Here is a 10942-nt window from a genome sequence, read left to right as displayed (position 1 = left end):
CCCACGGCTCTCACGGATCGTGTGCAGTTTCTGCAAAGTTGCCTCAGTGATCTGCGTGGCACCCGTCCGGGCAACTGCAAGTGCTGTGACGATCCGGGCCCGGGCTCCGGACACCTGCGCGAGCGGCGCAGGCTCTGGTCTGCTGCGCGATGATCCTGCCCTGCTCCTCCCGATCCCGGCGCCCGCCGGTGCGCAGAGTGGTGATTGCGTACCGGATGACGGGCTCAGCTCTTCCCGCGCTGCAAGGATCTCCTCACGGCGTAAACGGGCCTTTTCGAGCCGTTGCTCCCAGTTGCCTTTGCTCAGCAGGTCTTCGATTTCCACAGAAGTATCGTCCCCGGCAACGCGGGATGTCGTCTCGGTCTCTGGCTTTTTCCGGGGCATTTCCGGGCGCCTCCCGTGTCTGTGCTCTGCGGCACCTGCAGGTCCGACGCAAAGCATCTGAGAGATTACGCACAAGCTGCAAAACCGCAAAATCCGAACTGCAAATTGCGTGCAACTGGCGGTTTCCCGCTCAGGTGGATCACGGCAACAGCATCCGGTAAGGCACCTGAAACAGGACAGTTTATACCCGACGACATGTGCGCAGACGGAACGCCTGCCCGCATCTGAGCATGCTTTCGCGCACCCGGCGCTGTCCCGGACCTGCTCCCGCCAGACCCCGGCGCTGCCCGGAACCTGTCCGCGCCCTGCTCTGCTCCGACGCCACCGGCTGTCGCACGGCAAACGATGACCCGCGGAGCTTATTGCCAAAGATCTGACCTGCCCCGTGCATATGCCGTGCACGTCCCCGTGAGGTCCCTGTCACATGTCTTGCCAGCGTTGCCCGGCACCCCCACTCTGGGACCGCAAGACAGGAGCTTTTCCATGCCGACAGAGCGCATCACCTTTCCCGGACACGATGGTACAGAGCTTGCCGCAAGGCTTGATCTGCCCGATGGTCCGCATCTGGCGACCGCCCTCTTTGCGCATTGCTTTACCTGCGGCAAAGACATTCCCGCCGCCCGTCGGATTGCGGCGCGTCTGGCGGGCGCGGGCGTTGCTGTGCTGCGCTTTGATTTTACCGGTCTTGGACATTCGGGCGGCGAGTTTTCCAATACGTCTTTCACGTCGAATGTAGACGATCTGATCGCAGCTCAGGAATACCTTGCCGGTCGTGGCATGGCCCCTTCACTGATCATCGGCCATTCGCTGGGCGGGGCCGCGGTGATCCGCGCCGCCGGCAGCATGCCGGACATAAAAGCAGTGGCGACCATTGGCGCGCCTTTTAATCCCGGCCATGTCACTGATAATTTCAGCGACGCCCTCGACGAAATCCACACACAAGGCAGCGCGGAGGTGACCCTGGGCGGGCGGCCCTTCCGTATCGGCAAAGGCTTTGTCGAAGATGTATCAGAGGCAGCGCTGGATGATGCCCTCGCTGATTTGAAAGCAGCTCTGCTCGTGATGCACGCGCCGCGGGACGAGATTGTCAGCATCGATAACGCCAGCCGGATTTTTCTCGGTGCGAAACACCCCAAGAGTTTTGTCGCACTCGACACTGCCGACCACCTGATATCGCGGGCCGGAGATGCCGAATATGTGGCCGATGTCATCGCCACATGGTCTGCACGCTATCTCGATCTCAGACGCCCTGCACCGCCACCCGGCGCCCCCGAAGGCGTGGTGCGGGTGTCGGAGGCGGATCCTGACGGGTTTCTCACCGATATCGTATCCGGCGAAGGGCATCATCTGCTTGCCGATGAACCGCTGGCCTATGGCGGCACCAACAAGGGGCTGTCGCCCTATGGTCTGCTCTCGGCGGGTCTGGGTGCCTGCACCACGATGACCCTGCGGATGTATGCCCGTCAGAAAGGCTGGCCGGTCGGGCATGTGTCGGTTGATGTCTCGCATGACAAGGTGCATGCGCAGGATGCGAAAACATCGGTGGGCGACAAGATAGACACCTGGCGCCGGCGCATCACAGTGACCGGAGATCTGAGCGCGGACCAGCGCGCAAGGCTGCTCGAAATTGCCGATAAATGTCCGGTGCACCGGACCCTTGAGCGCAGCTCGACCGTGATAACCGAGCTTGCGGACTGACAGCCCGCACCCGACGCCCGCCGGCGCGGGCTCACGTCACAACCGCTCCCGGGCATATAAATGAGGCGCGGCCCCGGGGGGCTGCGCCTCGCGTTTTAACAGCTCTGCGGTGGCGTTCAGCCGCGCGCGTTGCCCACCAGTTTCCAGACTGCCGGCAGCAGCACCGCCGCCAGCACCAGCTTCAGCGCATCGCCGAGCAGGAAGGGTGTCAGACCCCACTGGAGGATCGGCTGGTCCCAGCCGTAAAGCTGGCCGAGCCACAAAAGGCCGGGCACATAAAGCAGCACGTTTCCGATCAGCATCGCCAGCGCCATCCGGAACACCGACCGGTCCCAGCCGCGTGCCGCCAGCGCCCCGAGGGCCACTGTTGCAATCACATAGCCCAGCAGATAGCCGCCGGTGCTGCCCGTCATATAAGCCAGACCGTTCAGCTCAGCCGTCGAGCTCTGAAAGATATCAAACCCGAGCGCGCCGATGATCATATACCCCATGATCGTGGCCAGCCCGAGCCGCGCGCCATAGGCCGCCCCGATGGTCAGCACTGCAAAGGTGCCCATGTTCATCGCGACAGGCGAGCCGGGCACCGGCACTTTGATGTTGGCTGCCACGGCCAGAAGCGCGATCCCCGCGACGACCAGAACGGCCTGTTTGACCCGGCGTGCCGCACCGGTTTGCGGCCCGGTTATCTCTGCCAGCACGGAGTGAGAAGCGGTCAGTTGCATGGAAATCTGTCTCCTGTTGCGAATACTTATCTCTCTGAATGCCGCACCTGCAGCGCCTGTGCAAGGGTTCAGTCGTCAGGGCCGTCTGTACTGGCACTGCAGGGTGTAATCCTTGCGCGGCCCCTTTACCCGCCAGGACACTGTAAATTCAGGCCAGGCCGAAAAGTCATAGACCACGTCATACCGGTCCGGAGCACACCAGTGGGTCGCTGCTCCGCCGAGGGCGGGGACCTGGTGGAAAAACCGGCCATCATCGAAAGAAATCTCAAGCGCCCGGGACCATTTGTACCGCCGCGTCGCATGAAAGGGCGCCGCGTCACCAAGCGTCATCCGGCCCTCTTCACTGTAGTCAGCGCCCGTGCCCACCGGATACCAGGACGCGGTACCGTCAAAACTGCCCCGCGTACCGTCGGCCTGCGCCACGGTTTTAATCAGCCGCCAGTCGCCCGCGAAATCTGCCAGCACGCGGGCTTCAGGTGTCACAGACCACTCCCCGCCAGGCGGGATTCTGTCCGGGCAGCCCGCCGCATACCCCGCGCCCCGTCAGAGCTTTGATGATCCGTGTCCCGGTCATCCGACCTCCCTCGCCCGCAACCGCCTGTCCGGCAGGAAGCCCGGTGCGGGATATGACGCGTATTGCATTTTCCGCTCCTGGCTTGTGATGCCCTGTGCGGCAGTTTATGAGCCGCCTGAACCCGGACGCAATCGCAAATAAGGACCGCCCAGATGATTCCCCGCTATTCCCGCCCTGAAATGGTTGCTATCTGGAGCCCGGATACGAAGTTCCGTATCTGGTATGAGATCGAGGCGCATGCCTGTGACGCGATGGCCGATCTGGGCGTGATCCCGCGCGAAAACGCCGACGCCGTGTGGAAAGCGAAAGACGTTACGTTCGACGTGGCGCGCATCGACGAGATCGAGGCGGTCACGAAACACGATGTGATCGCCTTTCTCACGCATCTGGCCGAGCATATCGGCAGCGATCAGGCACGCTTCGTGCATCAGGGAATGACCTCCTCTGACGTACTGGATACCTGTTTCAACGTGCAGCTTGTCCGCGCGTCCGATATCCTGATTGCGGATGTGAAAGCGCTTCTGGCTGCCCTCAAACGCCGCGCGCTTGAGCACAAAGACACAGTGCGCATCGGGCGCAGTCACGGCATCCACGCAGAACCCACAACCATGGGCCTGACCTTTGCGCGATTCTACGCAGAGATGGACCGCAACCTGAACCGGTTGGAAAAGGCGCGATATGAAATTGCCACCGGCGCGATTTCAGGCGCTGTCGGGACCTTCGCTAATATTGATCCGCGCGTCGAAGAGCATGTCTGTGAAAAACTGGGCCTCGAGCCCGAGCCGATCAGCACCCAGGTCATCCCCCGCGACCGGCACGCGGCGTTCTTTGCGGCCCTCGGTGTGGTTGGCAGCTCAATCGAGAACATCGCGACCGAAATCCGCCATATGCAGCGCACCGAAGTGCTGGAGGCGGAGGAATTTTTCTCTGCCGGCCAGAAAGGCTCTTCTGCCATGCCGCACAAGCGTAATCCGGTGCTGACCGAAAACCTGACCGGGCTCGCGCGGCTGGTCCGCATGGCCGTGGTGCCGGCAATGGAGAATGTGGCGCTCTGGCATGAGCGCGACATCTCGCACAGTTCCGTGGAGCGCAATATCGGGCCTGACACAACGATCACGCTGGATTTCGCGCTGGCGCGGCTGACCCAGGTGATCGACAAGCTGGTAATCTATCCCGACAACATGCTGGCCAACATGAACAAATTTCGCGGCCTCGTGATGAGCCAGCGGGTGCTGCTGGCGCTGACACAGGCCGGTGTGAGCCGCGAGGACGCCTATAAACTGGTGCAGCGCAACGCCATGAAGGTTTGGGAAGAGGGCTGCGATTTCAAAACCGAACTGCTGGCCGATGCAGATGTGACCGCGGCGCTGAGCCCTGCGGAAATCGAAGAGAAGTTTGATCTGGGGTATCACACCAAACACGTCGATACGATCTTCGCCCGGGTGTTCAAAGAAGAGGCATAGGTGGGTCGGGCGACAGGATGCATCCGCATTTTTGTTGACCCAGGGTCAGGCGATGCTACCATGGAGAGCATTCATGAACTTCAGGAGTACCGCAATGACGATCAGAACTTTGGCCGCCGCTGTGGCGCTTTCTCTGGCACCGGTTATCGCTTTCGCAGCGGGCTGCAACTACGAGCGTCAGGTTATGTCCTGCGCTGACGGCACCGTCTATGACAGTGAAGCCGGAAAATGCGTGGTCAGCGTCAACAGCTGAGCACACAGACAAGACTGCAAATTGTAAAGGCGCGCTGCTGCAGTGCGCCTTTACTTATTCCGGCGGCGCGCCATCTCTCGCAGTACCTGTAACGGGGAGCAAACTGGTATGAGAATCCTTCTGGCTGCGGCCCTTGCCTTGCCCAGCATCGCTTTTGCCGACGGCGGCGATGATAAGCCCCCCGCCCGCCCTGCCACTGACTGCAAAGGTGCGCAGGTCTTCGATGAAAAATCCGGCAAATGCGTTGACGCCAAAGAAAGCAGCCTCGACCGGGATCAGCTTTATACAACCGTGCGGCATCTGGCCTGGACCGGACGTTACCACGATGCGCAGAAGGTTCTGGATGCAATGGATCCGCAGGACCCGGGCCGGCTCACTTATATGGGGTTTACACACCGCAAACTGGGCAACACCGATCTGGCCATGGTGTTCTATCAGGAAGCGATTGAGCGTGATCCCGCAAATATTATGGCACGATCTTATATGGGTCAGGGTCTTGTTGAACAGGGTCAGGTGACCGGTGCCATCGCACAATTGCAGGCTATCCGCCGGCACGGAGGCCACGGCACCTGGTCTGAGACCTCGCTGCGCAATGCAATCGCGACCGGAGCAACTTATAACTACTGACTTCAGCCAAATCTTAACCTTTAGCTGCCAAATTAACCTGAGATGTTAAAGGCGGGTAATGATGAACGATATGGTACCTATGACCTCCTTCCCGGCACTGCCGGGCGGAGCCAGCACCGGCGCACCGGCAAAGCTGAGCCGCCGCGCAAAAGCGGCCGTTGTGGTGCGGCTCCTGCTCAACGAAGGCGCCGATATTCCGCTTGAGGATCTGCCGGAGAACCTTCAGGCGCAGCTCACACAACAAATGGGTTCCATGCGCTTTGTGGATCGCGACACCCTTTCTGATGTGATCGGTGAGTTTGCCGGAGAGCTGGAGAGCATCGGTCTGTCCTTTCCGGGAGGTATCGCCGGTGCGCTGGATGCGCTTGATGGCCGGATTTCCAGACAGACCGCTGCGCGGCTGCGCAAAGAGGCAGGCGTGCGCGAATACGGCGACCCCTGGGAACGGCTGCGACAGCTTGGCACCGAGAAGCTGCTGCCGGTTCTTCAGAACGAAAGCACCGAAGTTGCCGCGGTTTTATTGTCTAAAATTGATGTGAAACGCGCCGCTGAACTGCTCGGGAAGCTGCCCGGACCCGAGGCGCGGCGCATCACTTATGCCGTGTCCCTGACCAGCTCGGTCACACCGGATGCCGTGGACAGGATCGGTCTGTCGCTTGCTGCTCAGCTTGATGCGGAGCCTGTCGGAGCCTTTGACAGCGGTCCGGTCGAGCGCGTGGGTGCCATCCTGAATTCCACGACTACGACGACCCGCGATGATGTGCTCGAAGGCCTCGATGAGACAGACGCCGGTTTTGCGGAGATGGTGCGCCGCGCGATCTTTACCTTCGGCAATATCCCGCAGCGGATTGCCGCACGCGACATCCCCCGCGTCGTTCGCGGTCTCGACCAGGACATGCTGATCACCGCGCTCGCCGGAGCCGGTGCCGCAGGGGTTCAGAAATCGGCCGACTTTATCCTCGAAAACATGTCGGGGCGCATGGCCGATCAGCTGCGCGAAGAGGTGGAAGAGCGAGAGAGCGTAAAGACCTCCGATATGGAAGAGGCGACTGCGACGATCGTACAGTCTATCCGCGAAATGGAGGCCAGCGGCGAGCTTCTGCTGATTGTCGATGATGAAGACGGCGGCTGAGGCCCTCGCCGCAGGCATGGTGAGAAAAGACACAGGTGTGCGCAGGAAAAAGACCGGCCTGGTTATTCGTTACAGTGCCGGAGGGGCTCATCGCTGCATCGCTTCATCCTGTGGAATACCATAAGATTACCCGTACGAGATCAGGCCTGGAATGGTAACCGGGTCCGATGCCTGATCCACATTCAGATTGTGATAATCTGGCCCGCGCGAAGCTTTGGTGACCCCGGACTTCCTGTATGGCAGGGACAATCCGCACCTGTCGTCAGAAAAACCGCAGACGCGTTCCGGGCAGATCAGCGCAACTGTGCCGCGCCGACAATCGGCCCCATGCCTTTTTCCTGGATCAGCACGACCACGGCTTCGGAACCCGGTGCGGATGCTTCGATATCCAGAGGCGCGCGCCCGTCCCATTCTCCCAGAATTTTCCAGTCCTGCGTCACATTCGAATAGATAATTTTGCGACCGGCATTTTCGCCACGGGTAATGTCGGCCTCACGTTCCGGCACATAACGGACCATCTGAACGACCATAGCACCTGGTGCCGCCTGCTTTGCCTCGGCTGTGATCTGCACGCTCTCACCGCTGCGGCGCAACGACACAAGAACTGCTGCCGGTCGTGCTTTTTGCGCGGCGATCGCCTCGGAGAGCTGCATCGGTTTGGCCCCGACAATGTCGGTCAGGCCGTTCACAATCATCTCAGGCGTATAAATCGACCGGCGTCCTGCCGCAGTGGCATAGGCCCGCTGTCGCTGCGCATTGCGCGGATCGGCGAACTGATCTTTCCACCCGATATAGTCCCAGTAATCAACATGCAGCGCGAGCGCGATGATGTCATCACGACCCGCGATCTGATGAAAAAGATCATCCGCAGGCGGGCAGGAAGAACAGCCCTGAGAGGTGTAAAGCTCGACCACAACAGGTGCGTTCTGCGCCCAGAGCGGTGAGATAAAAAGTGCGCCGGCGAAAAATGCCTGCATCAGTCGTCGCATGTGATTCCCCCGGAAGGTGCAGCTTGCCCCTGTTGTCCACTTAAACAGACCGCGCTGTAATGACCAATCAACGTTTCTTGAGAGCGGCTGCAAATTACGTGAGCTCATCCGGTACACAATGGTATACATTTTCCCCCGTCGGTGCGGAATTGAGTTGAACTGCCCCCCTCCTTAAGGCATTCAGCAGGTAATCCACTGATCATCCGACTTCATCCCGAGGGAGCACATTATGCCCATTACCGTTGGTCACGACAGTTCTGACACCCGTAAAACCCTGACATCCGGCGCGCAGAGCGTCGATTATTACTCAATCGAGGCGGCGACAGCCGCAGGATTGGGTGATTTCTCAAAGCTTCCGGCAGCGCTCAAGGTCGTACTGGAGAACATGCTGCGCTTTGAAGATGGAAAAACGGTCACCACCGACGATATCCGCGCCTTTGCGGAATGGGCTGAGAAGGGCGGGAAAAACCCGCGCGAGATCGCCTATCGCCCTGCCCGGGTGCTGCTGCAGGACTTCACCGGTGTGCCGGCGGTCGTTGATCTGGCCGCGATGCGCGACGCGATCATCAGCCTTGGCGGTGATGCGGAAAAGATCAACCCGCTCAACCCCGTGGATCTGGTCATTGACCACTCGGTGATGATCGACGAGTTCGGCAACCCGCGCGCCTTTCAGATGAACGTGGACCGCGAATACGAACGCAACATGGAGCGCTATACCTTCCTCAAGTGGGGTCAGAAGGCCTTTAACAACTTCCGCGTGGTGCCGCCCGGTACAGGCATCTGCCACCAGGTAAACCTCGAATATCTGGCGCAGACGGTCTGGACGGACACCGATCAGGACGGCAAAGAAGTGGCATATCCCGACACACTCGTCGGCACCGACAGCCACACCACGATGGTCAATGGTGCGGCAGTTCTGGGCTGGGGCGTGGGCGGCATCGAAGCCGAGGCCGCGATGCTGGGCCAGCCGATTTCCATGCTGATCCCCGAAGTGGTCGGTTTTGAGCTGACAGGCACCATGATGGAAGGCACAACCGGCACCGACCTGGTCCTGAAGGTTGTCGAGATGCTGCGCGAAAAGGGCGTGGTGAGCAAGTTTGTGGAATTCTTCGGCGAAGGTCTCGACCGCCTGCCGCTCGCCGATCGTGCGACCATCGCCAATATGGCGCCGGAATACGGGGCCACCTGTGGCTTCTTCCCGATCGACAAAGAGACGCTGCGCTATCTGACCAACACCGGGCGTGACAAGGACCGCGTGGCGCTGGTGGAGGCCTATGCGAAAGCCAACGGGATGTGGCGCGATGAGAGCTATGCGCCCGTCTATTCTGACACGCTGCGCCTCGACATGAGCACCATCGTACCGGCGATCTCCGGTCCGAAACGCCCGCAGGATTACATCGCGCTCACCGAGGCGGCCTCCGCTTTCGGTGCTTATGTCAAAGGCCAGCGCCCCGAACCTGCGGCCCGCGAAAGCGAGCAGGAAGAAATGACAGCAGAGGGCGGCGCCCCGGCACCTCACCACATTCCCGGCGACATCGGTCATCACAATGTGGCTTCCGTAAAGGGGGAGAATTACAAACTGCACGACGGCTCGATTGTGATCGCCTCGATCACCTCCTGCACCAATACCTCAAACCCCTACGTGATGATCGGCGCGGGTCTTGTGGCCCGCAAAGCCCGCGAGCGTGGCCTTACGCGCAAGCCCTGGGTCAAAACATCGCTTGCCCCGGGCAGCCAGGTGGTTTCGGCCTATCTGGAAGCTGCGGAATTGCAGGACGATCTGGATGCCATCGGATTCAACCTTGTGGGATACGGCTGCACCACCTGCATCGGCAACTCAGGTCCGATCCAGAAAGAGCTGTCGGAGGCGATTACCGAAGGTGATCTCATTGCCACATCGGTCCTCTCCGGCAACCGCAATTTCGAGGGCCGGATCAGCCCGGACGTGCGCGCCAACTATCTCGCTTCCCCGCCGCTCGTTGTAGCCTACGCGCTGGCCGGTGACATGAACATCGACATCGCCAAAGACCCGCTGGGTCAGGATCAGGATGGCAATGACGTCTATCTCAAAGATATCTGGCCCACATCCAAAGAAATCGCCGATCTGGTAGAAGAAACTGTAACGCGCGCCTCTTTCCAGGAGAAATACGCCGATGTCTTCAAGGGCGACGACAAATGGCGCGGTGTCCAGACCACTGACAGCAAGACCTACAACTGGCCGCCGACCTCGACCTATGTGCAGAACCCGCCTTATTTCAAAGACATGGGTAAAGAGCCCGGCGTGATCACCAACATCGAGAACGCGAGTGTGCTGGCGATCCTCGGCGATATGATCACCACCGACCACATCTCTCCAGCGGGCTCGTTCAAGGACACTACGCCTGCAGGTCAGTATCTGATCGAGCGTCAGGTGCCGCAGCGCGAGTTCAACTCCTACGGCTCGCGCCGGGGCAACCACGAGGTAATGATGCGTGGCACATTCGCCAACATCCGCATCAAAAACGAGATGCTCGACGGGGTTGAAGGTGGCTATACCAAAGGTCCGGACGGGCAGCAGACCTCGATCTATGATGCCGCCATGGCGTACCAGGAGGCCGGCACGCCACTGGTGATCTTCGGTGGCGAGCAGTATGGCGCGGGCTCAAGCCGCGACTGGGCGGCCAAGGGCACGGCCCTGCTGGGCGTCAGGGCGGTGATTGCGGAGAGCTTTGAGCGTATTCACCGGTCCAACCTGGTGGGCATGGGGGTCATTCCCTTTGAGTTCACCGGGGGCGACACGCGAAAATCGCTCGGTCTGACCGGCGATGAAACCGTGTCAATCTCCGGTCTCGACACCATCAAACCGCTGCAGGAAGTGCCCTGCACGATCAGGATGGGCGATGGCAGCACCAAAGAGATCACGCTGAAGTGCCGGATCGATACCGCGATCGAAATCGAGTACATCGAACACGGCGGCGTGCTGCACTATGTGTTGCGCAATCTGGCGAAGGCTGCCTGACCGGCTCTGCCGCCCGTTTAAGAGAACGACTGAGCCTCCGATGACACCACCGGGGGCTTATTTTTTCAGAGGCTACTGGGACGCACAATCCAGCCGCTCCCC

The 10942-nt window shown here is 60.4% G+C and carries 10 protein-coding genes; 6 read left to right on the top strand and 4 right to left on the bottom strand.

Features of this window, described 5'->3' with window-relative positions; genetic code table 11:
- Positions 1–384, bottom strand: a 384-nt coding sequence (locus tag Q0M35_RS06115) for a hypothetical protein (protein ID WP_295313332.1), incomplete at its 3' end; no start/stop codon positions are given.
- A gap of 483 nt (positions 385–867) precedes the next feature.
- Between Q0M35_RS06115 and Q0M35_RS06110 the strand changes: the two genes are divergently transcribed.
- Entirely contained in the window at positions 868–2082 is a 1215-nt protein-coding gene (locus Q0M35_RS06110) for a bifunctional alpha/beta hydrolase/OsmC family protein (RefSeq protein ID WP_295313331.1), read from the top strand.
- A gap of 116 nt (positions 2083–2198) precedes the next feature.
- On the opposite strand, the gene Q0M35_RS06105 is transcribed toward Q0M35_RS06110, so the two are convergent.
- A complete protein-coding gene (locus Q0M35_RS06105; RefSeq protein ID WP_295313330.1) occupies positions 2199–2804 on the bottom strand; it encodes a biotin transporter BioY in 606 nt (201 codons plus the stop codon).
- A gap of 75 nt (positions 2805–2879) precedes the next feature.
- Complete coding sequence (locus tag Q0M35_RS06100; RefSeq protein WP_295313329.1) at positions 2880–3287, bottom strand: DUF6314 family protein; 408 nt, start codon at positions 3285–3287, stop codon at positions 2880–2882.
- A 243-nt stretch (positions 3288–3530) separates the two neighbouring features.
- Here Q0M35_RS06100 and purB point away from each other — a divergent pair, with 243 nt between their 5' ends.
- From purB to Q0M35_RS06080, 4 genes are all read left to right on the top strand, one after another.
- Positions 3531–4841, top strand: a complete 1311-nt coding sequence (gene purB / locus Q0M35_RS06095) for an adenylosuccinate lyase (protein WP_295313328.1) — start codon at positions 3531–3533, stop codon at positions 4839–4841.
- 94 nt (positions 4842–4935) lie between these two features.
- Entirely contained in the window at positions 4936–5094 is a 159-nt protein-coding gene (locus Q0M35_RS06090) for a hypothetical protein (RefSeq protein ID WP_295313327.1), read from the top strand.
- Between the two features lie 108 nt (positions 5095–5202).
- Complete coding sequence (locus Q0M35_RS06085) at positions 5203–5721, top strand: hypothetical protein (RefSeq protein WP_295313326.1); 519 nt, start codon at positions 5203–5205, stop codon at positions 5719–5721.
- Positions 5722–5791: 70 nt separating this feature from the next.
- Positions 5792–6853: a FliG C-terminal domain-containing protein gene (locus Q0M35_RS06080; RefSeq protein WP_295313335.1), complete on the top strand. Its 1062-nt coding sequence runs from the start codon at positions 5792–5794 to the stop codon at positions 6851–6853.
- Between the two features lie 293 nt (positions 6854–7146).
- On the opposite strand, the gene Q0M35_RS06075 is transcribed toward Q0M35_RS06080, so the two are convergent.
- Positions 7147–7842, bottom strand: coding sequence for a thioredoxin family protein (locus Q0M35_RS06075; protein WP_295313325.1), 696 nt, complete (start codon positions 7840–7842; stop codon positions 7147–7149).
- Between the two features lie 229 nt (positions 7843–8071).
- On the opposite strand from Q0M35_RS06075, the gene acnA reads away from it, so the two are divergent.
- Positions 8072–10840 (top strand): aconitate hydratase AcnA, encoded by a 2769-nt coding sequence (acnA, locus tag Q0M35_RS06070; RefSeq protein WP_295313324.1) that lies wholly within the window; start codon positions 8072–8074, stop codon positions 10838–10840.
- Positions 10841–10942: the final 102 nt, after the last annotated feature.

The sequence above is a fragment of the Roseobacter sp. genome (genome assembly GCF_024639605.1).
Classification (GTDB): Bacteria; Pseudomonadota; Alphaproteobacteria; order Rhodobacterales; family Rhodobacteraceae; genus Roseobacter.
The sequence above is the reverse complement of the archived record's forward strand: the minus strand, read 5'-3'. Positions and strand labels throughout refer to the sequence as shown.

Coding starts and splice junctions, on each gene's coding strand:
- Q0M35_RS06080 (WP_295313335.1), top strand. CDS start 5,792: ATGGTACCTATGACCTCCTTCCCGGCACTGCCGGGCGGAGCCAGCACC.
- Q0M35_RS06075 (WP_295313325.1), bottom strand. CDS start 7,842: ATGCGACGACTGATGCAGGCATTTTTCGCCGGCGCACTTTTTATCTCA.
- Q0M35_RS06110 (WP_295313331.1), top strand. CDS start 868: ATGCCGACAGAGCGCATCACCTTTCCCGGACACGATGGTACAGAGCTT.
- Q0M35_RS06105 (WP_295313330.1), bottom strand. CDS start 2,804: ATGCAACTGACCGCTTCTCACTCCGTGCTGGCAGAGATAACCGGGCCG.
- purB (WP_295313328.1), top strand. CDS start 3,531: ATGATTCCCCGCTATTCCCGCCCTGAAATGGTTGCTATCTGGAGCCCG.
- Q0M35_RS06090 (WP_295313327.1), top strand. CDS start 4,936: ATGACGATCAGAACTTTGGCCGCCGCTGTGGCGCTTTCTCTGGCACCG.
- acnA (WP_295313324.1), top strand. CDS start 8,072: ATGCCCATTACCGTTGGTCACGACAGTTCTGACACCCGTAAAACCCTG.
- Q0M35_RS06085 (WP_295313326.1), top strand. CDS start 5,203: ATGAGAATCCTTCTGGCTGCGGCCCTTGCCTTGCCCAGCATCGCTTTT.